Origin of the sequence: Pseudomonas kielensis, assembly GCF_014236655.1 — a bacterium.
Classification (GTDB): Bacteria; Pseudomonadota; Gammaproteobacteria; order Pseudomonadales; family Pseudomonadaceae; genus Aquipseudomonas; species Aquipseudomonas kielensis.
This window is the reverse complement of sequence record NZ_JACMYG010000004.1, coordinates 102,785-126,618: the sequence shown is the minus strand read 5'-3', so window position 1 is coordinate 126,618 and position 23,834 is coordinate 102,785. Positions and strand designations below refer to the sequence as shown.

Below are 23,834 nucleotides of genomic sequence, written 5' to 3'. Positions count from 1 at the left end.
AACCTGTGGCGTGTCGTTTAAGTACGACACGCGAGGTGCGGCATACGTTCTGTGTTTTATTCGACGCCGGCGCCATCCTGGAACTGGTCCTTGACGTATCTGATCTCGGTCCGCCCGTGCGCGGCCGGCAGGCCGTCCTCGCCGAGGTTCACAAAGACCATCTTCTCCACCGTGAGGATGCTCTTGCGAGTGATCTTGTTGCGCACTTCGCAGGTCAGGGTGATCGAGGTACGACCGAATTCGGTGGCGGTGATGCCCAGTTCGATGATGTCGCCCTGGCGCGAGGCGCTGACAAAGTTGATTTCGGAAATGTACTTGGTGACTACGCGCTGGTTGCCCAGCTGGACAATGGCATAGATCGCCGCTTCTTCGTCGATCCAGCGCAACAGGCTACCGCCGAACAGCGTGCCGTTGGGGTTGAGGTCTTCGGGTTTTACCCATTTGCGGGTGTGGAAATTCATGCTCACTCCTGACCGTCTTGCCGATTGATGCCGACCATCATGGCAGAGCCCGACGCAGAGCTCTACGCAGCATCGACTATGGTCTCGATCAAGATTATCAACCAGCCGACAGAAACCCTTTGGAAGATCCGCCCGGCCCGCTATAATCGCCCCCGTTTCAAAACGGTCATCTTCAATTGCTACCGTTTTCCCGCCACCTGTCCGAGGGGCGCTGCAGCAGGTTCGACCTGTCAGGCTCGGATGGGGCGTTGCCTGGCCTTGAACCGCCAGACTCTAAACGCACAACGGCGCCCATTCGCCTACTTACGAATGGAGGCTCTTCATGAGCGCTGTCAACACGCCTGCAGATTTCAACGACTACAAAGTCGCCGACATGTCCCTGGCTGCCTGGGGCCGTCGCGAAACCATCATCGCCGAATCGGAAATGCCGGCCCTGATGGGTCTGCGCCGCAAGTACGCCGAAGAGCAACCGCTCAAAGGCGCGAAGATCCTCGGCTGCATCCACATGACCATTCAGACTGCCGTGCTGATCGAAACCCTGGTTGCCCTGGGTGCCGAAGTGCGCTGGTCGTCCTGCAACATTTTCTCGACTCAAGACCAGGCTGCCGCGTCCATCGCCGCTGCCGGCATTCCGGTTTTCGCCTGGAAAGGCGAGACCGAAGAAGAGTACGAGTGGTGCCTGGAGCAAACCATCCTGAAAGATGGCGCGCCTTGGGATGCCAACATGATCCTCGACGACGGCGGCGACCTGACTCAGTTGCTGCACGACAAGTACCCACAGGTTCTGGATCGCGTCCACGGCGTGACCGAAGAAACCACCACCGGCGTGCATCGCCTGCTGGACATGCTGGCCAAGGGCGAGCTGAAAATCCCGGCCATCAACGTCAACGACTCGGTGACCAAGAGCAAGAACGACAACAAGTACGGCTGCCGTCACAGCCTCAACGATGCGATCAAGCGTGGTACCGACCACCTGCTGTCCGGCAAACAAGCGCTGGTCATCGGCTACGGTGACGTGGGCAAGGGTTCGGCCCAGTCCCTGCGTCAGGAAGGCATGATCGTCAAGGTTTCCGAAGTTGACCCGATCTGCGCCATGCAAGCCTGCATGGACGGTTTTGAACTGGTATCGCCGTTCATCGACGGGATCAACACCGGCACCGAAGCAAGCATCGACAAAGCGCTGCTGGGCAAGATCGACCTGATCGTGACCACCACCGGTAACGTCAACGTTTGCGACTCGAACATGCTCAAGGCCCTGAAGAAGCGCGCTGTTGTCTGCAACATCGGCCACTTCGACAACGAAATCGACACCGCTTTCATGCGCAAGAACTGGGCATGGGAAGAAGTGAAGCCACAGGTGCACAAGATCCACCGCACCGGCCCTGGCGATTTCGACGCACAAAACGACGACTACCTGATCCTGCTGGCCGAAGGTCGCCTGGTGAACCTGGGTAACGCCACCGGTCACCCAAGCCGCATCATGGACGGTTCGTTCGCCAACCAGGTCCTGGCACAGATCTTCCTGTTCGGCCAGAAGTACGCCGACCTGTCGCCAGCCCAGAAAGCCGAGCGCCTGACCGTTGAAGTACTGCCGAAGAAACTCGACGAAGAAGTGGCCCTGGAAATGGTCCGCGGTTTCGGCGGCGTTGTGACTCAACTGACCAAGACCCAGGCCGACTACATCGGCGTGACCGTCGAAGGCCCGTTCAAGCCGCACGCTTACCGTTACTAACAGACGCTGACCGTTCGCTCTCCCTGTGAGAGCGAGCTTTTGTGGGAGCCGGGCTTGCCCGCGATGGCATCGCAGGCAAGCCAGCCCCCACAAAAGCCCGCTCCCACCTGGGCAGTGCAGCTTCGAAGGTTCTCGTGTTTCCAAGGATATGACCATGTCCCAAGATCGTCGCTACAGCTTCGAGTTCTTCCCGACCAAGACCGATGCTGGGCATGAAAAGCTGCTCGCCACTGCCCGTCAGCTGGCCACCTACAACCCCGATTTCTTCTCCTGCACCTATGGCGCTGGCGGTTCGACCCGTGATCGCACCATCAACACCGTGTTGCAGCTGGAAAGCGAAGTCAAAGTCCCTGCCGCCCCGCACCTGTCCTGCGTCGGCGACAGCAAGGCCGACCTGCGCGCCCTGCTGAGCCAGTACCAGGCGGCAGGCATCACCCGGATCGTTGCCTTGCGTGGCGACTTGCCGTCGGGCATGGGCATGGCCAGCGGTGAACTGCGCCACGCCAATGACCTGGTGCAATTCATTCGTGAAGAAACCGGTGATCATTTCCACATCGAAGTCGCCGCCTACCCGGAAATGCATCCGCAAGCGCGCAATTTCGAAGACGATCTCACCAACTTCGTGCGCAAGGCCAACGCTGGCGCCGACAGCGCGATCACCCAGTACTTCTTCAACGCCGACAGCTACTTCTACTTCGTCGAGCGTGTACGGGCGATGGGCGTGAACATCCCGATCGTGCCGGGTATCATGCCGATCACCAACTACAGCAAGCTGGCGCGCTTCTCTGATGCCTGCGGTGCGGAAATCCCGCGCTGGATCCGCAAGCAGCTGGAAGCCTACGGCGACGACACCCAGAGCATTCAGGGTTTCGGCGAGCAGGTGATCACACAAATGTGTGAGCGTTTGTTACAAGGCGGCGCACCAGGGCTGCATTTCTATACCCTGAACCAGGCGGATCCTAGCCTCGCTGTCTGGAACAATCTGAAACTGCCACGCTAATCACGGCAGTGCATTCAGAAAAATGGCCCTGGCGAACCCCAGGGCCTTTTTTTTACTTGTCACTCAACCGGGAAAACTGCAGTAGATGTCGACACCCAGCTCAACGCCAACCCCACAACTGATCTACCTGGTCTACGGTACCTGCACTTACCACCAGGAAGCACTCTTCAGTATTGCCAGTGCGTTGGCGGGCCTGCGCAAAACGCCGGGGGAAGCGCTCGACATCCAGGTCTTCACCGACAACCCGGCGCCCTACCGCGACCTGCCGGTACGGATTCGCCAGTTCGACGAAGCCACCCGCCAGGGCTGGATCGCGCCCCACGGCTACCACTTCCGCGCCAAACACGCGGTCATGCAACAGGTCCTGGCCGAGTCGGAACTGGCCCTGCTGATCGACACCGACACCTTCTTCCACTGCTCGCCCCTGGAGCTGTTCCGGCGCATCCAGCCTGGCACCCTGCTGTGCAACACCCTCGGCATGTCCTACGGCAGCAACAAGCAGACCCGCCTCTACCAGACCCTGGCCGAGGTGCTGCAACAGCGACAACTGGCAGACGACCAGATGCCCCTGCTGAACTCCGGGGTCATCGGCCTGTACCGCCAAGATGCCGACATCCTCGCCCACTCCCTGGCCCTGATGGACGAGTTTTATCCCCTGGCCCAGGGCGCCTACACCCTTGAGGAGTTCTGCCTGTCGGTGGCCGCCTACCGTCAGCGTGAGGTGCGCGATTGCCCGGACCTGATCCATCACTATTGGAGCCGCAAGGAGCTGTTTCGCGCCAAGACCAATGCCTGGCTTGAAAAACACCGCTCCAACCTCACCAGCACCCTGGCCCTGGACGAAACGTCACTGGTAACGGCGACTCTGCCGCGCCCACCGACCCTGCAGCGCCTGGCCTATAAGATCGTGACCCTGGCCTTGCCCCGCCAGCAGCGCCAGTTCATGCGCGAAATCCTCTACGGCTGCTACCGCCATGCCAATCCGTTTGATCAGGCCTGTACGCCGGTCTGGTGGGAAAAAGCCCATGCCAATGTGGAAAAACGCCTGAAACGGCCGCTGGAAAACGATCAACTGGAGCGCTGGTTCAACCACCCGATCAACCGCCTGGTTCTGGGCCGGCGACGCCAGGCCATCTACCTACACCTGATGCAGGCAAAAGGCGACTAAGCCTCAGGCTAGACAGCCTCTAGCTATTTCACTGCCTATCGTCGTAATCTCCAGCGATGCCCGTCATTGCCCAATTGCTGACAGCCGCGCTTCTTGTTTGCCTGAGCTTTGCTGCCCGGGCGGAAAAGTTGCGCATCGTCACCGAGCCCTGGGCACCTTACGTGTACGAGGAAAACGGCCAGCCCCGGGGGCTGGACTACGAGACCACGGCCATTGTCTTCCAGCGCCTGGGTATCGAAGTGCAATGGCAGTTCCTGCCGTGGAAGCGCTGCCTGGCCATGCTCGATCAAGGGCTGGCCGACGGCGCACTCGACATCTTCCACAGCAACGAACGCGACGCCACCCTGCTCTACCCCAGCGAACCGCTGTCGCAAGTCGAGTTCGTGATGTTCTACGCCAACGCCCGCCCCCACCCGTTCAACACCCTCGAAGATCTGCGCGGCCTGACCATCGGCACCTCCCCCGGCTACCTGTACAGCCAGGACTTTCGCGAGTCCACGCTGTTTACCCGGGAGCCGGCGCCGACCCATGAAGCCAACTTCGGCAAGCTGGCACGCGGGCGCATCGACCTGTTGATCACCGACCGCCGGGTCGGGCAAACCCTGCTCGACAGCCTGAACCTGCGTGACCAGATCAGCGAAAGCCCGACCGTCATCAGCCGCGAGAGCCAGTTCCTGGCCGTGCGCCGCAATGCCGGCATGGACCTGCTGGTGCAGCGTTTCGGCGCCGAACTCAAGCGCTTCAAGCGTGAGCCGGCCTACGCCCAACTCAGCGCGCGCTATGGCGCGGCGCCGGCCAAGGACCAGACACTTGTGCCGGCGCAAGCCCGTGAAGAAAAAACCGTTGAGCAGCAGGAAAGCAGCGCACAGTGATTGCTCTGTTATACTCCGGCCTTCCCGCCAGGCTTACGCCCGGACGCTCGGCACTGTTTCAGGCCTCTCGACATCGCTACAGCGCAGCTTTTCAGCCCGCGCGAGCACTCGCAGATGAGCCATCAGGGCCCAGCAGGACCGGACGCGATTGCGCTTCTCTCAAACGCCACTCGCGCCAGGCAAGACTATCCCATTGGGCCAAGCCCTAACTAAAACAGGATTACTCATGTCCTTTGCTTCCCTCGGTCTCTCCGAGGCTTTAGTCGGCGCCATCGAAGCCGCCGGCTATACCCAGCCTACTCCGGTGCAACAGCGGGCCATTCCCGCCGTGTTGCAAGGTCGCGACTTGATGGTTGCGGCACAGACAGGCACTGGCAAAACCGGCGGCTTTGCCCTGCCGATTCTGGAACGCCTGTTCCCCAACGGTCACCCGGACAAGTCCCAGCGTCACGGCCCGCGCCAACCGCGCGTACTGGTCCTGACCCCGACCCGCGAACTGGCCGCCCAGGTGCACGAGAGCTTCAAGCTCTATGCCCGCGACCTCAAGTTCGTCAGTGCCTGCATCTTCGGCGGCGTTGGCATGAACCCTCAGGTTCAGGCCATGGCCCGCGGTGTTGACGTGCTGGTAGCCTGCCCGGGTCGTTTGCTCGACCTGGCCGGCCAAGGCAGTGTCGACCTGTCCCACGTGGAAATCCTCGTGCTCGACGAAGCCGACCGCATGCTCGACATGGGTTTTGTCCATGACGTGAAGAAGGTCCTGGCCCGTCTGCCGGCCAAACGTCAGAACCTGCTGTTCTCGGCGACGTTCTCCAAGGACATCACCGACCTCGCCGGCAAGCTGCTGCACAACCCCGAGCGCATCGAAGTCACGCCGCCCAACACCACGGTCGAGCGGATCGAGCAACGTGTGTTCCGCCTGCCGGCGAGCCACAAGCGTTCGCTGCTGGCGCACCTGATCACCGCCGGCGCCTGGGAACAGGTACTGGTCTTCACCCGTACCAAGCACGGCGCCAACCGCCTGGCCGAGTACCTGGACAAACACGGCCTGAGCGCCGTGGCCATCCACGGTAACAAGAGCCAGAACGCCCGCACCAAAGCCCTGGCCGACTTCAAGGCCGGTGAAGTGCGGATCCTGGTTGCCACCGACATCGCGGCGCGCGGCCTGGACATCGACCAACTGCCACACGTGGTCAACTTCGAACTGCCGAACGTCGACGAAGACTACGTGCACCGCATTGGCCGTACGGGCCGTGCCGGTCGTTCGGGCGAGGCGATCTCGCTGGTCGCTCCGGACGAAGAAAAACTGCTGAAAAGCATCGAGCGCATGACCAAACAGAAGATCGCCGATGGCGACCTGATGGGGTTTGATGCCAGCAGCGTCGAGGCCGAGAAGCCAGAAGTGCGCGAGCGTCCGGATGTGCGTAACCCGCGCAACCCACGTGGCCCGCGCGGCGACGGTCCGAACGGCGGTGGCGGTGGCGGCGGTCGCAAGGACAAAGGCAAGGACAAGGGCGGCAAGGAAAAGCCGGCAGCCAACCGTGGCGAACGCCCGGCGCAAAAGCCGCGTGAAGGCACCCCTGCCCGCGAACAACAGCGCCCTGCCCCGCGTGCGGCCGCTGACCGGGCACCGGACGAGTTCCTCGACGACGATGTGGATAACTTCGGTAACCGCGTCGACTACGTGCCACAGCAGAAACCGGCCCAAGGCCGTGGTCGCCGTCCAGGTGCCCCGGCACAAGGCGCAGGCGCCGGCGCTCCACGCACTGGCCAGCCACAGGGCCGGCAGAACGGTCCACGCAACAGCAGCGGCGCCAGCACTGGCACCCCGCCCGCCAAGCGCAGCGGCCCACGCAGTGGCGCACCCCGTGACGGCCAGGCCCGTCGCGAGGAGTCCCGCAACCGTCGCCCGGCCCGTGATGATCAACCACGCCAGGAGCCAGCGGTACAAAACCCGCGCGGTGGCCCGGCACCGAAGATCATTCACAAGGAGTCCAAGACCGACCGGTTCCCGACTCCTGAGCAGCTCGATCAACTGCCAAGCCGTCCACGTGGCGAAAAACCAGCGCTGCTGACCCGCAACCGCTGATTTTCAACGCGCCATAAAAAATGCCCCACATCCAAGGATGCGGGGCATTTTTGTTTGCGTGGCGAAAATTACTTCGCTTTCACGCCTTCAAACGAAACGTACAACTCGACTGCGTCGGACGCTGGGCCCAGGTCTTTCTGCTTGCCGAAGTCGGAACGCTTGATGCTGGTAGTGCCTTCGAAGCCGGCACGGTAGCCGCCCCATGGATCCTTGCCTTCGCCGAGGAAAGTGGCCTTGACCACGACCGGCTTGGTCACGCCTGCGATGGTCAGGTCGCCGGTCACGTCAGCGGTTTTTTCGCCAGTGGATTTGACGCTGGTGGAAACAAACGTCGCCTTGGCGAATTTGCTCGCATTCAGGAAGTCAGCGCTGGCGATGTGCTTGTCGCGCTCAGCGTGGTTGGTGAACACGCTGGCGGTGTTGACGTTGAACTCGATTTTGCTGTCTTCAGGCTTGGCAGCGTCAAAGCTGAACTTGCCGTCGATATCCTTGAAAGTACCGGTGATGTAGCTGTAGCCCAGGTGGCTGATCTTGAAGTCAACGAAGGCGTGCTGGCCTTCCTTGTCGACAACGTAGTCGGCTGCCATCACGTTGGCCGACAGCAGAGCCGCACCGATTGCCAGAGCGGCGAGAGACTTTTTCAACATGCTTTCTATTCCTTGGAGTCGAGGTTGAACATCAGGCTTTGCGACCCAGCATGCGTGCCAGGGTCACATCACGATCGATAAAGTGGTGCTTCAATGCTGCCAACGCATGGAGGCCGGAGACAATCACCAGCGCCCATGCCAGGTAGAAATGAATCTCACCGGCCAGGTCTGCCTGGTCCGGTAAACCGGAAATCAGGGCAGGGACTTCAAACAAGCCAAACACCGGTATCCCGACGCCGTCTGCGGTGGAAATCAGGTAACCGGCAATCATGACGGCAAACAGGCTGACATACAGAAACCCGTGACCGACCTTGGCGCCAATGCGGGTCAGGCGATCGTAGCTGGCCAGGGTCGGCGGTGGTGGGCTGATCAGACGCCAGAGCACCCGCAGCAGCATGACCGCGAAGAGCACCAGACCCACGCTTTTATGCAGGTCCGGGGCGTCCTTGCGCCAGGTGCTGTAGTAATCCAGCCCGACCATCCACAAGCCCAGGGCGAACAGACCCACCACAGCCAGGGCTACACCCCAGTGCATGAAAATACTGACCCAACCGTAGCGGGAGGAAGAATTACGTAGCTGCATTTCCTAAATCCTGTAAGAACTGCGATCAAGACTATCGAGTTATCTATCGAATTAAAGCGGAAAAATTCGCTTTGAAATATCGAGAAATACGATCTTGAGTCTGGTGCCGGTTGGTTAAGGAAAGATTAACCACGTCAGAGACTTGTCCTCCCGGCCCCACAAACGTGGCCTCCAGAACGGGTTTATCGTCAGCCCAGGCAACTGAAAAAAACCACAATAGGTTGTCCGCATGCCCGGCATTGCATAGGCTTGCGCGATTGTTTGCCCGCGAAACCAGCGCGCCGTCTCGAGGAGAATTTACATGGGCTTGAATAATCAGTGGATGCAGCGCGATCTCGCGGTGTTGTGGCATCCCTGCACCCAGATGAAAGACCACGAACAACTGCCGTTGATCCCGATCAAACGGGGTGAAGGCGTGTGGCTGGAGGACTTCGAAGGCAAGCGTTACCTCGACGCCGTCAGTTCCTGGTGGGTCAACGTGTTCGGCCACGCCAATCCGCGGATCAACCAGCGGATCAAGGATCAGGTCGACCAACTCGAACACGTGATCCTCGCCGGCTTCAGCCACCAGCCAGTGATCGAACTGTCCGAGCGCCTGGTGAAGATGACACCCGAGGGGCTGACACGGTGCTTCTACGCCGATAACGGCTCATCGTGCATCGAAGTCGCACTGAAAATGAGCTTTCACTACTGGCTCAACCGCGGCCAGCCGAACAAGAAGCGCTTTGTCACCCTGACCAACAGCTACCACGGCGAAACCATGGCCGCGATGTCGGTCGGTGACGTGCCCTTGTTCACGGAGACCTACAAGGCCCTGCTGCTGGACACCATCAAGGTGCCGAGTCCCGATTGCTACCTGCGCCCCGACGGCATGAGCTGGGAGGAGCACTCGCGGAACATGTTCACGGCGATGGAGCACACCCTGGCCGAGCACCACGACAGCGTTGCGGCGGTGATCGTCGAGCCGTTGATCCAGGGCGCCGGCGGCATGCGCATGTACCACCCGGTGTACCTCAAGCTGCTGCGCGAAGCCTGTGACCGCTACGGTGTGCACCTGATCCACGACGAAATCGCCGTCGGTTTCGGCCGCACCGGAACCATGTTTGCCTGTGAACAGGCCGGCATCCGTCCGGACTTCCTGTGCCTGTCCAAGGCCCTGACCGGCGGCTACCTGCCACTGGCGGCCTGCGTCACCACCGAGGAGGTCTACAGCGCCTTCTACGACGACTACCCGACCCTGCGTGCGTTCCTCCACTCCCACAGCTACACCGGCAACCCGCTGGCCTGTGCCGCCGCGTTGGCGACCCTGGATATTTTCGAACAAGACAACGTCATCGAGAACAACAAGGCCCTGGCCCAGCGCATGGCGACCTCGACCGCACACCTGACCGATCACCCGAACGTGTCGGAGGTGCGTCAGACCGGCATGGTGCTGGCCATCGAGATGGTCAAGGACAAGGCCAGCAAAGAGGCCTATCCGTGGCAAGAGCGTCGCGGCCTGAAAGTGTTCCAGCACGCCCTGGAGCGCGGCGCGCTGTTGCGCCCGCTGGGCAGCGTGGTGTATTTCCTGCCGCCCTACGTGATCACCCCCGAGCAGATCGACTTCCTCGCCGAAGTGGCCAGCGAAGGCATCGACATCGCCACCCGCGACTCGGTCAGTGTCGCCGTGCCGAAGGACTTCCACCCGGGGTTCCGTGATCCGGGCTAGCAGCCGCTAAATCCCACTCAGATGAATGACACCTTTTACAGAGACCCCGCATGAGACTGTCGCGCTTTTTTATCGATGCCCCCTTGAGCCTTGGCGAGCATGAATTGCCGGAGGCCCAGGCCCATTACATCAGCCGCGTGCTGCGCATGGCCGAGGGTGATGCGCTGCAAGTGTTCGACGGCTCAGGCCAGGAATACCTCGGCACGCTGGCGGAAGTCGGCAAGAAGCGCGTGCGCGTGGCGTTGACCGAACGCTTTGCCGGGCAAATCGAATCGCCACTGCAGATTCACCTGGGCCAGGGCTTGTCCCGGGGTGAACGCATGGATTGGGCGATTCAGAAAGCCACGGAGCTGGGGGTGAGTGAAATCACGCCGATCTTCAGTGACCGCTGCGAAGTGCGGCTCAAGGACGAACGCGCCGACAAACGCCTGCAGCACTGGCGCCAGGTGGCGATCAGCGCCTGCGAGCAATGTGGGCGCTCGCGGGTGCCGGTGATCCATCCGCCGATGCTGCTGGCAGACTGGATCAAGCAGGTCCCGGCCGAGCTGAAACTGGTGCTGCACCCGGTGGCAGAGCCATGGGCCAGCCACGCCAGGCCCGCGACCCTGGCATTCTTGATCGGCCCTGAAGGTGGCTTGTCGGACGCCGAAGTGGAGCAGGCCAAGGCTGGCGGTTTTCAGGCCGCACGCCTGGGCCCTCGGGTGCTACGCACCGAAACAGCGCCGGTCGTGGCGCTGGCGGTAGCACAACAGCTATGGGGCGATTTCTAAGCCCGCAGGCTGCAATCGCCTGATCTGAAAATCACTGCACCGGATCACTCGTCGGCTTGGCAATGATCGCCTTGAGTTCGCTGGTCATCGGGAACTCAAGGTTCAGGCCTTTTGGCGGGATCGGCTGTTCAAACCAGCGCTGGTAGATCCCGTTGATTTCCCCTGAGCTGTACAGCTCACCCAGTGTCGAATTCACCAGGGCGAGGAACTGCGGATCGTCCTTGCGCACCATGCAGCTGTAGATTTCCCGCGACTGCTCTTCCCCGACCACGACCCACTTGTGCGGATCGCGAGCCTTGGCGCGTTCGCCGTAGAGCAACGCATCGTCCATGTAGAACGCCGCCGCCCGACCGGACTGCAACATCTGGAAGGCTTCGCCGTGATCCTTGGCGCTGATCACGAACATGTCGATCTTGTTGTCGACGTTGTAGCTCTTCAGATAGCGCTCGTTGGTGGTGCCGGCGGTGGTCACTACGTTCTTGCCACGCAAGTCGGCGAAGCTCTTGATCCCGCTGTCGTTGGCGGTCAGCAACTGGCCTTTGACATAGATAAAGCCGTAGGAAAACGCCACCTGCTTTTGCCGCTCAGCCGTCACGCCGGTCGACCCACACTCCAGGTCGACCGTGCCGTTCTGCACCAGCGGGATGCGGGTTTGCGAGGTCACCAGGTTGTATTTCACCTGGAGCTTGGGCACCGCGAGCTTCTGCTGCACACGCTCGACAATCTTGCTTGCCAGGTCTACCGAGTACCCCATCGGTTGACCCGAGTGATCACCCACGTAGGAAAACGGTACTGACGCATCGCGATAACCCAGGGTAATGCTCTGGGTGCTGGCAATCTTGCTCAGAGTGGGGCCCAGCGGGGCTTCTTCAGCCTGCACTTGAGTGCCAAGCAACACGCCCAGGGTGCAGCCGAGCAACGTGATTTTTTGCATTGTTATTCTCCGTTGTGGGTGATGGATGACTTAGCGGCGTGCCGCGATAACGCTGATTTCGACTCGCACCTGCGGGCGGGCCAGCTCGGCCTGCAAGGTGGTGCGACTCGGTGCCTGGCCAGGCGACAACCAGGCCGACCAGACATCATTCATCGCCGCGAAATCCTCACCGATATCCTTCAGGTAAATGGTCGCGCTGAGCAGATGATCCTTGTCGCTGCCCGCTTCGGCCAGCAGCGCGTCGATTTTTTCCAGCACCTGGCGAGTCTGGCCACTGGCATCGGTGGCATCACCCGGCACCTGGCCGGAGAGAAACACCAGGTCGCCAAAGGTCACGGCACCGGACAAACGTGGATTGGTCTGGATACGGCTGATGGTCATCGGATAGTCCTTTTCTTGGGTAATGGTTTCAGGCCGCACGGGGCGTAAAGCCTTGCAGGTCAATGGAGGGGCGGCGCTGGCCGATCAGTTCACTGAGCAACTGCGCGCTGCCGCAGGCCAGGGTGAAACCCAGGGCGCCATGGCCAAGGTTCAGCCACAGGTTGCAATACCCCGTAGCGCCCAGCAGCGGCACGCCGCTGGGGGTCGCCGGGCGCATGCCGGCCCATTCGATGGCCTGCTCGTAGTCGCCGGCGTTGGCAAAGGTGTCACGCGCCTGACGCTTGATCAGGGCCAGGCGCTTGGGGTCCAGCGCCGGGTCAAAACCGACGATGTCGACCATGGCCGCCACCCGCAATTGCTCGCCAATGCGGGCGTAGACGATCTTGCGGTCATAGTCGGTGATGCTCAGGTCCGGGGCCCGGTGTTGGGCGCCGATTGGCACGGTCAGGCTATAACCCTTGAGCGGATACAGGGGCAGGTGCACGCCGGGCAACGCCAGCAGTGGGCTGCGATGGCCGGCGGCAATCACCAGGTGTTCCACTGGCAGCACTTCATCCCCCAGTTCGATTGCACTCACCACGCCATTGGCCTGGCGAATACCGGTCACGGCCTGGCCCAGGCGGAACTCGCAACGGCCCGAGGCCCGCAAACGCGCCGCCAGTTGCTGGCAAAAACCGTGGCAGTCACCGACTTCCTCATCCGGGGTGTAGATCGCGCCAACAAAGGGCGCATCGGCCAGTGCCGGATCCAGGCGGGCACAGTCGGCGGACGACAGCACCTGCTGTTGCTGGGGGTCGGTCAGTTTGTGGCGGGCATGTTCGAAGCTGGCGGCGTTTCGAAAGGTCACCAGCTTGCCGTTGCGCCGCCAGTGGAATCCATCCAGGGCATCGGCTTCGCGCCAGGTCTGCAGGGTGGACTGGCTGAACAACGCCAGGCGCAATAAATGGGCTGCGTTGGCGCGGTTGACCGAGGAGCGGCAGGCCCCCAGGAAGGACGCCATCCAGCGCCACTGCGCTGGGTCGAAACGTGGGCGCAGCTTCAACGGTGAGTCACCGCGCAGCATCCAGCCAATGGCTTGCAACGGCACGCCGGCATCGGCCAGGGGCGCCACGTAGCGATAGGACAACTGGCCGCCATTGGCAAAGCTGGTTTCGCTGCCCAACGAATCCCGCGCCTCGACCAGGGTCACCTCAACGCCATCGCGCACCAGCGCGTAGGCCGTTGCCAGGCCAATGACGCCGCCGCCGATGATGCATACACGCTGAGCCATGTCAGTCCTTAATCGTGGTTGAGACGAGCCCGAGGTTAGAGCCAGGTGACAGGCGCCGAACAATGAATAAAGATGGTCACCCCATAAACAAAGGTTATGGACTCGCCATGCGCCTTCGCCACATCGAGATTTTCCAGGCCATCCGCCAGACCGGTTCGGTCAGCGCCGCAGCGCAATTGCTGCACGTCTCCCAACCCGCCGTGACCAAAGTGCTGCAACACGCCGAGCAGCACCTGGGCTTCCCGCTGTTTCTGCGGGTGCGCGGCAAACTCCAGGCCACCCCGGAGGCGCTGGAACTGGAGCGTGAAGTCGACAAGGTCACCGAGAGCCTGCAAGGGGTGCGACGCCTGGCCCAGAGCCTGCGTCGCGAGCCGGGCCAGAGCCTGCGGATCGGCGCGACCCCGGCCCTGGCCCTGTCGTTGTTGCCCCCGGCCATCCATGAGTGGACGCAACGTTATCCGGAGATCGCCTGCGAGCTGTCCAGTGCCCACAGCCGCGAGCTGGTGCAAAACCTGCTGATGCGCGAAATCGATGTCGCCCTGACCCTGCAACGCCCCGATCACCCGGGACTCAAGGCCCAGGCGCTGGCCAGCGGGGTGCTGGTGGCGCTGGCGCCGGCCGGTTACTGGCCCTCGGGAGAGGAAGGCCTGCCGTTGCCGCTGCAGGCCCTGGCCGATGCACCGCTGATCGGGCTATCCAGTGCCGATCCACTGTCGGCGCGGCTCGACAGTTATCTCAAGGCCGTCGAGCCACCACCCCGGGTCAGCATCGCGGTGCAGACGTATTCACTGGCCAGGGCGATGGTCGAATCCGGGGCCGGACTGACCGTGATCGACCCCTTCACCGCCCTCGGTGCCTCGCCCACAACCACCGCCATCCGCCCCCTGGCGCCGGCGCTGCCAATCACCCTCTACGCGGTGACCCGCGCAACCGAACCGCCACCGCACACCCTGAACGAGCTGCTGAGCATCTTCAGCCACCGCGCGCAGGAGCAATTGGACAGGTTGGTCGGGCGGACGTAGTGACGCCGCGAAAGCGCGGTCCCTGCCCCCAGCAATCAGATCACATAAAACAGAATGGCCACGAAGTGCAGCAGACTGCCGGTGATCACAAACAAGTGCCAGATCCCGTGGGCATGGCGCAGCCGGCTGTCGAGGGCGAAAAAAATGATGCCCACGGTATAAAACACTCCGCCGGCCGCCAGCCAGGCGAACCCCGTGGTGCCCAGCGCAGCGATCAGCGGCTTGACCGCCACCAGCACGATCCAGCCCATCACCGCGTAGATCACCAGCGACAGAATCCGCGCCTCGGAGCGCGGCTTGATCTCTTGCAGCATGCCGATCACCGCCAGCGTCCAGACAATCCCGAACAGCGACCAGCCCCATGGGCCACGCAGGGTCACCAGGCAAAAAGGCGTGTAACTGCCGGCAATCAGCAGGTAGATCGACAGGTGATCGACCTTCTGCATGATCACCTTCGCCCGTCCGCGCACGCTGTGGTAGACCGTCGACACGCTGTACAGCACCAGCAAGGTCACCCCGTAGATCGCCACGCTGACAATCTTCCAGGGACTGCCATCGAGACTGGCCACCACCAGCAACCAAACCGCCCCGACAAACGCCGCAACCGCGCCGAACAAATGGCTCCAGGCGTTGAATCTTTCTCCGTGGTACATGGGCCTCCCAATGCATAAGCCAGACAACGACACATGAATACTTTCATACGCCTATATGGGAACACTCATTCAACAACCAACCCCGCCCCCAGCAACAACGCCTCCAACGCGAGCAAGTCGGGGATTTTTGCCACTTGGTCGACGACTTGCACCGCGGCCTGTTCCAGCGCACACAGCGGCACGTCGACGTAGCTCAACTGGCTGTCGAGCTTGCAGGAGCGCGGGATGCCCTGGACCAGCAGGGCAATGAACCTGAGGTTGGCCCGCCCGCTGAGGGTATTGAGGATGACGATGCGTGCGCGTTCGCCGATCACGGTTTTACCGCCGCAGGCCGACTCGAAACTCAGCAGCGGGATCTGTCGGTCGCGCCAGTTGACCTGGCCCAGGTACCAGGGCGGTGAGTCGAGGTCGAAGGTCCCGGGCTGGTAGTCGATCAGCTCGGCAACGGCGACGTTGGGCAGGATCAGGGTGCGGTCGGCCAGGGGCAACAACAGCCCGGTGAGGTGGCTGCTACGGTGCTCAAGCATGGGCCTTGCTCCACAGGGCGATACTGTCGAGCAACACCGATTCCTGGTACGGCTTGCCCAGGTAGTCGTTGACACCGATGGCCATTGCCCGGTCGCGGTGTTTTTGCCCGGTGCGCGAAGTAATCATGATAATCGGCAGGTGCTGCAGGCGGGGATCGTTACGCACCTGGGTGGCGACTTCGAAGCCGTCCATGCGCGGCATTTCGATGTCCAGCAGCATCAGGTCGGGCATGTGTTCTTCCAGCAACTGCATGGCGTCCACCCCATCCTTGGCCGTGAGCACGCTCATGCCGTGGCGCTCCAGCAGCCGACTGGTGACTTTGCGCACGGTGACCGAATCGTCCACCACCAGCACCAGCATCGAGCGCTGCGGCTCTGCTTCCGGGCTGGTCGCGGCCTGCGCCGGCAAACGTACCTGCATCGCCCGCAAGGGCGCCAGCAGGTCGAGAATCAGCACCACCCGGCCATCGCCGAGAATCGTCGCGCCGGACAGGCCCTGAACCGCCGCAAACTGCGGGCCGAGGCTCTTGACCACAATTTCCCGGGTGCCGGCCATGGCGTCGACCTGCACCGCGATATGCCGCTCGTTGCACTGCACCAGCAGCACCGGCAGCGGCAAGTTCTGCCCCAGCAAGCGGGGCCGCACGCTGGTCTTGAGCACCTCGCCCAGGTAGCACAACTCATAACGTTGCCCGGCGTACTCGTACCGAGGCGGGTCCAGCTGGTAGCGGGCCTCCAGTTCGCTGGGCAGGACGCGCACCATGCCTTCGATGGTGTTCAGGGGAATCGCGTACTGATCCTCACCACACTGCACCATCAACGCCCGGTTGACCGACACCGTGAACGGCAGGCGAATGCGAAAATGCACGCCCTTGCCCGGGACCGAGTCGATGCTCATCAGGCCGCCGAGTTGGCGCACCTCTTCATGCACCACGTCCATGCCCACCCCACGTCCGGAGATCTGGGTGATCTTCTCGGCGGTGGAGAAGCCAGGCTGCAGGATGAACTGCAGTACGTCGCGGTCACTCAGGGTGCTCTCGGGGGCCAGCAGCCCACGCTTGATCGCCTTGCGCCGCACGGCGTCGAGGGGCACGCCGGCGCCGTCGTCGCGGATGTCAAAAATGATGTCGCCGCCCTCGCGGGACAGGTCCAGGCTGATCCGCCCCTGCTCGGGCTTGCCGGCGGCGCGGCGCACTTGCGGGGACTCCAGGCCATGGTCGATGGCGTTGCGCAGCATGTGCTCAAGCGGAGCGGCCATGCGCTCCAGGACATTGCGGTCCATCTCGCCCTCGGCGTTGCCGACGATGAACTCGACGTCCTTGCCCAACTCGCTGGAGACCTGGCGGACGATGCGCTTGAGGCGCGGCAGCATCCGCTCGAACGGCACCATGCGCGTGCGCATCAGGCCTTCTTGCAGCTCGGTGTTGATCCGTCCCTGTTGCTGCAACAGGTTCTCGGCGTCGTGGTTGCGCCGCTCGAGGGTTTCCTTGAGGTCGAGCAAGTCGGAGGCGGACTCGAACATCGCCCGCGACAACTGCTGCAGCTGCGAATGACGGTCCATTTCCAGGGGGTCGAACTCTTCGTAGCCCTGGCGCTCGGCGTCGACTTGTTGGCGACTGAGGATGCGTCCCTGGGTTTCGGTGTCGAGGCGGCGCAGTTGATCGCGCATGCGCTCGATGGTGGTTTCCATCTCGCTCAAGGTCACCCGGGCATCGTTGACCTGTTGCTCGATACGCCCACGAAAGATCGAAGTCTCGGCGGCCAGGTTGACCAGGTCGTCAAGCAGTTCGGCGGACACCTTGACCATGTCGGCGCCCGCTTCGGCGGGCAACGCCGGCGGCTCCGGCTTGTTCTGCGCCAGGCTGTCGAGCGCTACCGGGGCAACCGCCCGCTCGACCGCCGACGGGTGACTGAAGGCCTGGATAGCCTCGATCAGGCGCTCGGCCGGCGCTACCGGCTGACCGGCGCGGGTGGCGTCGAGCATCTGCGCCAACCGGTCATGGCTGCGTTGCAACAGCCCGAACAGCGCCGGTGTGGCCTGCAGCAAGCCGGTCGACAGGCCTTCGTAGAGAAATTCCAGTTCATGGGCCAGGTCGCCAATGGGCGCTATCTCGACCATTCGCGCGCCGCCCTTGAGGGTGTGCAGATCGCGCAGCAGGGTTTCCATTTCCTGGCGGTTTTGCGGGTCGGCCTGCCAGCGCACCAAGGCCGCGCCGGAACTGTCGATGATGTCGAAGCCTTCCTCGAGGAAGATTTCCAGCAGCTCCGGGTCATTGCCCGGCCCATCGTCGGCCGGTGCCTCTGCTCCGACTTCGGCGTGGCTGACGCTACTCTGGCGCCACTGCGCGATGGCCGCGATCAAGGCCGTGCAATCGCCCAGCGGTTGTTGGCGTTGCAGTTGTTCGAGCAGTTGGGCGAGGCGGTCGTGGCTCTGCTGCAACAGCTGGCCCAACTCGGCGCTGTAGCTCAAGCGCCGGTCCACCAACCCCTCGTAAAGGCTTTCCAGCTCATGGGCCAGGTCACCTACCGGTCCGATCTCGGCCATCCGCGCCCCACCCTTGAGGGTGTGCAAGTCCCGTTGCAGCGACAACAACGGCGCCGGGTTCTGCGGCTCAGAGAGCCAACGCTGCAGGGCCTGCCCAGCGCTCTCCAGGATGTCGACGGCCTCTTCGAGAAAGATCGCCGCCATTTCATCGTCCGCCGCCAACGGCGTCAGTGAGGACTGCCCGAGTTCGGCGGTGACGCTGCCCAGCTCGGTGATGCTCAGGGTGCGACTGCCGTCGCTGCGGATCAGGCCCATCGCGGACGGATCCAGGCCTTCATTGAGCAGATCGCGCAGGGCCTGCACACGGGCCGGTTGGTGACTGACTTCCTGGCCTGCCGCCAGTTCGTCGAGCATGTTGATCAAGGCTTCATGGGCACTTTGGGCCTCGTGAAAGAACCGTTCGCTGACCGCCAGGCTGCTTTCCTCCACCGCGCCGTACAGGTCGAGCAAGGCCTCGCACAACTCATCCATCGGGTGCAGGTCGGCCAGGTGCGCGCCTTCGCCCAGGGTCGTCAGCTCATCCAGCAAGGCACTCAGTTCCTGACGCTCGCCGGGGTGTTGCTGCCAACGGCGCAACAGGTTTTCGGCGTCCAGCAGGATGTCCATGCCCTGGGCCAGGAAACTGTTGATCAACTGCGGGGCACGCTTGATCCGCGCACCGCTGTCGGACGCGCTGTGCAGGGCCTCCAGGCGCTCGGTCAGCAGCGCCTGGGTGCGCTGGATCAGTTCAGGAGCACCTGGGATTTCCACCAGCGGGTCGTCCTGCAACTGCGCCAGGCCTCGGCGCAGCAAGCCTTCGGCCTCCAGCAGCAGGTCGACTTCATCCAGGTCCAGGGCCAGCAGGTGGGCCTTGTATTCGCGGGCCAGTTGATCGAAGGGGGCCGCCAGTTCGGCGATCGGCACCACACCGGCCACCGAAGCACTGCCCTTGAGGGTGTGCAGCGCACGCTGCAACTCGTCAGTGGCCTGCAACGGCAGGTGTTCGGCGGCCTGCTCGAGAAAACGCTTGAGGCTGTTGAGGTGGGTGTCGGCTTCGTTGCGGAAAATGTCCAGCAACTGCGGGTCGGCGGCGCTGGCGTGCGCCCCGCCCGCCGGCTCGGGCAGCGCAGCGCCCCGGGCCAACGCGTGGGCACGGGCCGCCAGGCGGTCGACATCATCGCGTTGGCGCTGGTGGTTGGCGGCGAATTCCGCCACCAGTTCCGGCAGCAGTTGCAGCGTATCGCGCAGCAGCTCATCGACCTGCGGCCCAGGCTCGACACTGTGTTCGAGCACTCGGTTGAGCAGGTTCTCCACGGCCCAGGCGAGCTCGCCGAGCACCAGCGCACGGACCATGCGCCCACTGCCTTTCAACGTATGAAAGGCCCGGCGCAGTTCGCCCAGGACCGCTGCACTGCCTGGGCTGGCCGACCAGCGCGGCAAGTACTCGCGCAGGATATCCAGGACTTCGGCGGTCTCCTCGAGGAACACCTCGCGCAGCTCGTCATCCACCGGGTCTTCATCGGCCGGCGGTGGTAGCAGGCTGTCGGGGGGACTCATGGCCGGCGGGTTGACGGCCGAAACCGGGCGGGCCAGGACATCCACCAGCGACGGCTGGCCAGCCTGGTCCGCTTCGGCGAACCGACCGTCCTCGGCACTCGACGACGGATTGAACGACGGCAGATGAACCGCGCTGGGCAGGTAGCCCAGTGTCGCCAGACTCTGTTCGGCCACATCCAGCACTTGCTCGCCAAGGGCCTGTGGGTCCTCGCTCAAGCGCTCCAGGTAATACTCGATGCTGGTGATGGCATCGGCCAGGTTGTCCAGGTGCTGCCAATCCGGCGGTGTGCGGTCCGCCAGCAGGTGTTCGCGAATATAGCTATTGCAGGCTTCCAGCAGGCTCGCCGCACGGTGCAGGGGAATCATCGCCAGCGCCCCGCGCACCTGGGTCAGCAAGTCCGGCAGCAACTGCAATGGCTGGCGATCCCAGTGGGCATCGATGTATTCGACGATCATGTCCTTGGCCTGTTGCAGGCACAGCCGGGCTTCCTTGATGACGATCTGGTGGATCTGCGTCAGGTCCGTGGTCGGCAGCCGGCTTTCTTCACGGCGCTCCTCGACGATGCCGACCATGCCCGCCAGGGTCGCCTCGACGTAGAGCAAGGCGCCGGCGACGTCCATCAGGATCGCATCGTTCGGTTCGCGCTGACCCTGGGCCAGGCTCATGACCACGCCCAGCTGGTCGATGATGACCTTGCGTGGCTGGCCAAAACCGAGCACCGCCAGGGTGTCGGCGATTTGTCGCAACGGCGCCAGCAGGCTGTCGAGGTCCGAGGCATGCTGGCGGTCGCTGCGCACGAACAGGTCCAGGCGCTCCTTGACCCGCACCAGCTCCTCGCACAAGGCGGCCAGCACCGAGCGCATGGCGTCACGGTCAGGTCCGGCCAGGCGCGCGCGCTCCGCATCCAGCAGGGCATTGTCAGGCAAGGCGTCATCCAGCCCGTAGCGATCTTTCATGATTAACATCCGGGCACTGGGGGATTGCGCCTTGGCGATATAAAACAGCAGGCTTTTCAGCAGTTCGGGTGGCGGCACCTGGTTGATGGCCGGCATGCCGTGCTCAAGCAGGCGCTTGAGTTCCTTGTCGGTTTCCTTGAACAAGCTGCGCAGCGCCGGACTGTTGTCGATACGGCCACCGAGCATGCCCTCGACCAGCGCTGAAGCCACCTGCCACAGCGGGCTCAGGGGCGCGTCGGCACACAGCGTTTCCAGGCGTGCAAAGACCTTGGCCAGGTACCCGAGGTTGGTGCTGTCGTCCTGTTCGCGCAGCAGGCCGACCAGGCCCATCTGCAGCATCTGCCGCAGTTTGCGCAACACATTGGGCAAGTCTGCCGGCTCCAGCAGCGCCAGTTGCGCATCCGTCAGGGGCGGCAGTTCTTGCAGTTGTGGGCTGAACAGGCTGGTTTCCGCGAGCAGGCCCTCGCCTCGGGCGCTGCGCAGGTCATTGATCAGCGGCAGCACTACCAGGGGCAGGTCGCGCCGGGCGCTGAGCACGCGGTCGAGGTAAATCGGCAACTGGCCGAGGGCCTGTTGCAGCAGGCGGATGGCTTCGTCACGATGGGCCACCATGCCGCGCTGCAAGGCCGCCGCCAGTTGCTCCATCTCTTCGGCAAGCAGGGCCGCACCGTAGAACTCGACCATCTGCAGACTGCCATGGACCTGATGGATGCCCGCCAGGCATTGCTCGAGCGCGTGCAGCGCCTGCGGGTCCTCGATCAGGCGATCGAGAGCAAAGTAGGCCTGCTTCAGCGTTTCGGCAATTTCGCCCTTGACCCACTCGAGGGCCACATAGTCGTGCCGATCACCCATAACCACTCCAGTCAAAATTCGTTTGCAGCGTGCCGGGTTCAGTGCTTGTCGGTTCCGCGCTCCGGTACCGCCGGCAAGGTGAAGCCGGACACCGAGCGCCGCAGCTGACTGGCCATTTTCGCCAGGTTGCCAATGCTCTCGGCGGTGGCCGTGGAGCCCGACGAGGTTTGCGTGGTGATCTGCTGGATCACGTTCATGGTCAAGGAAATCTGCCCCGCCGACGACGTCTGTTGCTGCGCCGCATTGGAAATACTCTGGATCAGCGCGGCGAGGGTTTTCGAAACGCCTTCGATTTCTTCCAGGGCGACTCCAGCATCCTGCGCCAGCCGCGCGCCGCGCACCACCTCGGTGGTGGTCTGCTCCATGGAGATGACCGCCTCATTGGTATCGGTCTGGATCGCCCGCACCAGGGTTTCGATCTGCCGGGTGGCGGCGGACGACCGTTCAGCCAGGCGCTGCACCTCGTCGGCCACCACGGCAAACCCGCGCCCGGCGTCGCCGGCCATGGAGGCCTGGATCGCCGCGTTGAGGGCCAGGATATTGGTCTGGTCGGCGATGTCGTCGATCAGGCTGACGATATCGCCGATTTCCTGGGACGACTCGCCCAGGCGCTTGATGCGCTTGGCGGTGTCCTGGATCTGTTCACGAATGTTGTCCATGCCGTGAATGGTGTTGTGCACCACCTCGTTGCCCTTGTTGGCGATTTCCACCGAGCGCTCGGCCACGGCCGATGACTCGGCGGCGTTCGCCGACACCTGGTCGATGGACTGGGCCATGTCGTTGATCGAGGCCGATGCTTCGCTGATCTGCTGGGCCTGATGCTCCGAGGCCTGGGCCAGGTGCATCGCGGTGGCCTGGGTTTCCTGCACGGCGGCGGCGACCTGGCCGGCGGTGAGGTTGATGGTGGCCACCAGGTCGCGCAGTTGGTCGACCGAGTAGTTGATGGAGTCGGCAATGGTCCCGGTGAAGTCTTCCGTCACCGAGGCCGTCACGGTCAGGTCGCCGTCTGCCAGGTCTTCGATTTCGTCGAGCAGGCGCATGATCGCGTTCTGGTTGCGTTCGTTCTTCTCGGCGGTTTCGCGCAACTGGCGGTTGGTTTCACGCACCATCACCAGGCCGATCAGGATGATCGAGGCCAGCGCGAGCAGGCCCAGCACGTAACCGCCGATGGTATCGGTGGAACGCCCGCCCACCAGGTTTTCGAAGCCGTTGGCCAGGTGCGAGGCCTCCTCCAGCAGGGTCTGCGACAGGTTGAAGATATTGCCCGCCGACTCGCGGACCTTGAACAGTTGGGGCGAGGTTTCGAGGATTTCGTCCACCGACCCCGAGACGAACTGGAACAGCTCGGCGATCTCGGTCAAACGGGCGCGGGCATCGCGGTCCTCGACCTGGCTGATCTTGAGCGCCGGATTGCCCTGCAGCATGCCGTTGAGCACCTGGCCGAAGCGCGCCGCGTCCCGGCCAAACACGTCGGCGGCCTGCTGGGCGTTTTCATCGCCGGCCAGCACGGTGTTGACCGCCCCAAGGATGCGCTCGGCCAGCAGCGACTGGCGCTGGGCCATGGCCACCTGAGTGGCTGGCGCGCCGCGCTGCAGCAGGATTTCGACGACTTTTTCGTACTCGACCTGCAACTGCGGCACGGTCTCGGCCAGTGTCGCGGCCACCTGGTGCAGCGACAGCACGGTCTGCTCACTGGAGAGGATCGCGTCAGTGTTTTTCAGCAAGCGCTCCCAATCCAGTTGCACGGCGCGCATTTGCGGACGCACCGCCGCCGGAGCTGGCGGCAGGCCGGTGACGGGGTCGCCTTTCTTCAGGTAGCTCCAGCGCTGCGCAAAGTCATTGCGCGCATCGCTGAGCAGCTTGAACGCCGCGGCTTTGCCGGCAGCCGCTTCGGTGGCGTTCTTGGCAATACGCTGGGACAACACGCGCAATTCACCGGCATGGCCGATGTACTGCTTGTCGTAGGAGGCCTGGGTGTTGAGGTAGGCAAAGTTGGCGAACAACAACACGATGAACACGATCAGCGCGATGAACAGCGCAATGATCTGCGAACGACTGCGCGTTCCATCGCTTGAGGTGCCCGTGTTGACTTTAATCATCGCTCTTCGCCTGTTGACCCACATTGTGAAA

At 62.9% G+C, this 23,834-nt stretch carries 18 protein-coding genes and 1 riboswitch; of the genes, 8 read left to right on the top strand and 10 right to left on the bottom strand.

The genetic code is table 11. The annotated features are described in order from the left end of the window. Nucleotides 1-56: 56 nt before the first annotated feature. Nucleotides 57-461, bottom strand: coding sequence for an acyl-CoA thioesterase (locus tag H7995_RS05455; protein ID WP_166592323.1), 405 nt, complete (start codon nt 459-461; stop codon nt 57-59). A gap of 197 nt (nt 462-658) precedes the next feature. Then, a riboswitch (S-adenosyl-L-homocysteine riboswitch) is annotated at nt 659-761 on the top strand. 22 nt (nt 762-783) lie between these two features. On the opposite strand from H7995_RS05455, the gene ahcY reads away from it, so the two are divergent. From ahcY to rhlE2, 5 genes are all read left to right on the top strand, one after another. Continuing rightward, nucleotides 784-2,193 carry an adenosylhomocysteinase gene (ahcY, locus tag H7995_RS05450; protein WP_166592324.1) on the top strand — a complete coding sequence of 470 codons (1,410 nt, stop codon included), beginning with the start codon at nt 784-786 and terminating at the stop codon, nt 2,191-2,193. A gap of 154 nt (nt 2,194-2,347) precedes the next feature. Continuing rightward, on the top strand, nt 2,348-3,193 hold the full coding sequence (gene metF, locus H7995_RS05445) for a methylenetetrahydrofolate reductase [NAD(P)H] (protein WP_185818089.1): 846 nt from the start codon (nt 2,348-2,350) through the stop codon (nt 3,191-3,193). 85 nt (nt 3,194-3,278) lie between these two features. Then, a complete protein-coding gene (locus H7995_RS05440) occupies nt 3,279-4,361 on the top strand; it encodes a hypothetical protein (RefSeq protein ID WP_185818088.1) in 1,083 nt (360 codons plus the stop codon). A 56-nt stretch (nt 4,362-4,417) separates the two neighbouring features. Continuing rightward, a complete protein-coding gene (locus H7995_RS05435; protein WP_182342726.1) occupies nt 4,418-5,233 on the top strand; it encodes a substrate-binding periplasmic protein in 816 nt (271 codons plus the stop codon). A 226-nt stretch (nt 5,234-5,459) separates the two neighbouring features. Continuing rightward, nucleotides 5,460-7,319 (top strand): RNA helicase RhlE2, encoded by a 1,860-nt coding sequence (rhlE2, locus tag H7995_RS05430; RefSeq protein WP_185818087.1) that lies wholly within the window; start codon nt 5,460-5,462, stop codon nt 7,317-7,319. A 68-nt stretch (nt 7,320-7,387) separates the two neighbouring features. On the opposite strand, the gene H7995_RS05425 is transcribed toward rhlE2, so the two are convergent. Both H7995_RS05425 and H7995_RS05420 read right to left on the bottom strand, forming a co-directional pair. Further along, complete coding sequence (locus tag H7995_RS05425) at nt 7,388-7,966, bottom strand: YceI family protein (RefSeq protein ID WP_166592600.1); 579 nt, start codon at nt 7,964-7,966, stop codon at nt 7,388-7,390. 31 nt (nt 7,967-7,997) lie between these two features. Further along, on the bottom strand, nt 7,998-8,549 hold the full coding sequence (locus H7995_RS05420) for a cytochrome b (RefSeq protein WP_166592599.1): 552 nt from the start codon (nt 8,547-8,549) through the stop codon (nt 7,998-8,000). Between the two features lie 301 nt (nt 8,550-8,850). Between H7995_RS05420 and H7995_RS05415 the strand changes: the two genes are divergently transcribed. Further along, nucleotides 8,851-10,257: an adenosylmethionine--8-amino-7-oxononanoate transaminase gene (locus H7995_RS05415; protein ID WP_185818086.1), complete on the top strand. Its 1,407-nt coding sequence runs from the start codon at nt 8,851-8,853 to the stop codon at nt 10,255-10,257. A 50-nt stretch (nt 10,258-10,307) separates the two neighbouring features. Further along, nucleotides 10,308-11,027: a 16S rRNA (uracil(1498)-N(3))-methyltransferase gene (locus H7995_RS05410; RefSeq protein ID WP_182342730.1), complete on the top strand. Its 720-nt coding sequence runs from the start codon at nt 10,308-10,310 to the stop codon at nt 11,025-11,027. Between the two features lie 31 nt (nt 11,028-11,058). Here H7995_RS05410 and H7995_RS05405 read toward each other — a convergent pair whose 3' ends face one another. The 3 genes from H7995_RS05405 to H7995_RS05395 are packed head-to-tail and all read right to left on the bottom strand — an operon-like array spanning nt 11,059 to nt 13,612. Continuing rightward, nucleotides 11,059-11,961 carry a transporter substrate-binding domain-containing protein gene (locus H7995_RS05405; protein ID WP_166592596.1) on the bottom strand — a complete coding sequence of 301 codons (903 nt, stop codon included), beginning with the start codon at nt 11,959-11,961 and terminating at the stop codon, nt 11,059-11,061. A 30-nt stretch (nt 11,962-11,991) separates the two neighbouring features. Further along, complete coding sequence (locus tag H7995_RS05400; protein WP_185818085.1) at nt 11,992-12,342, bottom strand: RidA family protein; 351 nt, start codon at nt 12,340-12,342, stop codon at nt 11,992-11,994. 28 nt (nt 12,343-12,370) lie between these two features. Then, nucleotides 12,371-13,612 carry a D-amino acid dehydrogenase gene (locus H7995_RS05395; protein ID WP_166592594.1) on the bottom strand — a complete coding sequence of 414 codons (1,242 nt, stop codon included), beginning with the start codon at nt 13,610-13,612 and terminating at the stop codon, nt 12,371-12,373. Nucleotides 13,613-13,719: 107 nt separating this feature from the next. Here H7995_RS05395 and H7995_RS05390 point away from each other — a divergent pair, with 107 nt between their 5' ends. Continuing rightward, complete coding sequence (locus tag H7995_RS05390) at nt 13,720-14,634, top strand: LysR family transcriptional regulator (RefSeq protein ID WP_166592593.1); 915 nt, start codon at nt 13,720-13,722, stop codon at nt 14,632-14,634. A gap of 35 nt (nt 14,635-14,669) precedes the next feature. On the opposite strand, the gene trhA is transcribed toward H7995_RS05390, so the two are convergent. The 4 genes from trhA to H7995_RS05370 form a co-directional block, all read right to left on the bottom strand. Beyond that, complete coding sequence (gene trhA / locus H7995_RS05385; protein WP_166592592.1) at nt 14,670-15,287, bottom strand: PAQR family membrane homeostasis protein TrhA; 618 nt, start codon at nt 15,285-15,287, stop codon at nt 14,670-14,672. A gap of 65 nt (nt 15,288-15,352) precedes the next feature. Beyond that, on the bottom strand, nt 15,353-15,814 hold the full coding sequence (locus tag H7995_RS05380; protein ID WP_166592591.1) for a chemotaxis protein CheW: 462 nt from the start codon (nt 15,812-15,814) through the stop codon (nt 15,353-15,355). Next, nucleotides 15,807-21,704 carry an Hpt domain-containing protein gene (locus tag H7995_RS05375; protein ID WP_185818084.1) on the bottom strand — a complete coding sequence of 1,966 codons (5,898 nt, stop codon included), beginning with the start codon at nt 21,702-21,704 and terminating at the stop codon, nt 15,807-15,809. The genes H7995_RS05380 and H7995_RS05375 overlap by 8 nt, the downstream gene beginning before the upstream one ends. A 38-nt stretch (nt 21,705-21,742) precedes the next feature. Beyond that, complete coding sequence (locus tag H7995_RS05370) at nt 21,743-23,803, bottom strand: methyl-accepting chemotaxis protein (RefSeq protein ID WP_182342735.1); 2,061 nt, start codon at nt 23,801-23,803, stop codon at nt 21,743-21,745. Between the last annotated feature and the right edge of the window lie 31 nt (nt 23,804-23,834).

Bases quoted from the DNA above. Each gene is read 5' to 3' on its own strand.
- H7995_RS05390 (WP_166592593.1), top strand. From the start codon at position 13,720: ATGCGCCTTCGCCACATCGAGATTTTCCAGGCCATCCGCCAGACCGGT.
- ahcY (WP_166592324.1), top strand. From the start codon at position 784: ATGAGCGCTGTCAACACGCCTGCAGATTTCAACGACTACAAAGTCGCC.
- metF (WP_185818089.1), top strand. From the start codon at position 2,348: ATGTCCCAAGATCGTCGCTACAGCTTCGAGTTCTTCCCGACCAAGACC.
- H7995_RS05405 (WP_166592596.1), bottom strand. From the start codon at position 11,961: ATGCAAAAAATCACGTTGCTCGGCTGCACCCTGGGCGTGTTGCTTGGC.
- H7995_RS05425 (WP_166592600.1), bottom strand. From the start codon at position 7,966: ATGTTGAAAAAGTCTCTCGCCGCTCTGGCAATCGGTGCGGCTCTGCTG.
- H7995_RS05435 (WP_182342726.1), top strand. From the start codon at position 4,418: ATGCCCGTCATTGCCCAATTGCTGACAGCCGCGCTTCTTGTTTGCCTG.
- H7995_RS05420 (WP_166592599.1), bottom strand. From the start codon at position 8,549: ATGCAGCTACGTAATTCTTCCTCCCGCTACGGTTGGGTCAGTATTTTC.
- H7995_RS05410 (WP_182342730.1), top strand. From the start codon at position 10,308: ATGAGACTGTCGCGCTTTTTTATCGATGCCCCCTTGAGCCTTGGCGAG.
- rhlE2 (WP_185818087.1), top strand. From the start codon at position 5,460: ATGTCCTTTGCTTCCCTCGGTCTCTCCGAGGCTTTAGTCGGCGCCATC.
- H7995_RS05455 (WP_166592323.1), bottom strand. From the start codon at position 461: ATGAATTTCCACACCCGCAAATGGGTAAAACCCGAAGACCTCAACCCC.
- H7995_RS05415 (WP_185818086.1), top strand. From the start codon at position 8,851: ATGGGCTTGAATAATCAGTGGATGCAGCGCGATCTCGCGGTGTTGTGG.
- trhA (WP_166592592.1), bottom strand. From the start codon at position 15,287: ATGTACCACGGAGAAAGATTCAACGCCTGGAGCCATTTGTTCGGCGCG.
- H7995_RS05375 (WP_185818084.1), bottom strand. From the start codon at position 21,704: ATGGGTGATCGGCACGACTATGTGGCCCTCGAGTGGGTCAAGGGCGAA.
- H7995_RS05440 (WP_185818088.1), top strand. From the start codon at position 3,279: ATGTCGACACCCAGCTCAACGCCAACCCCACAACTGATCTACCTGGTC.
- H7995_RS05380 (WP_166592591.1), bottom strand. From the start codon at position 15,814: ATGCTTGAGCACCGTAGCAGCCACCTCACCGGGCTGTTGTTGCCCCTG.
- H7995_RS05370 (WP_182342735.1), bottom strand. From the start codon at position 23,803: ATGATTAAAGTCAACACGGGCACCTCAAGCGATGGAACGCGCAGTCGT.
- H7995_RS05395 (WP_166592594.1), bottom strand. From the start codon at position 13,612: ATGGCTCAGCGTGTATGCATCATCGGCGGCGGCGTCATTGGCCTGGCA.
- H7995_RS05400 (WP_185818085.1), bottom strand. From the start codon at position 12,342: ATGACCATCAGCCGTATCCAGACCAATCCACGTTTGTCCGGTGCCGTG.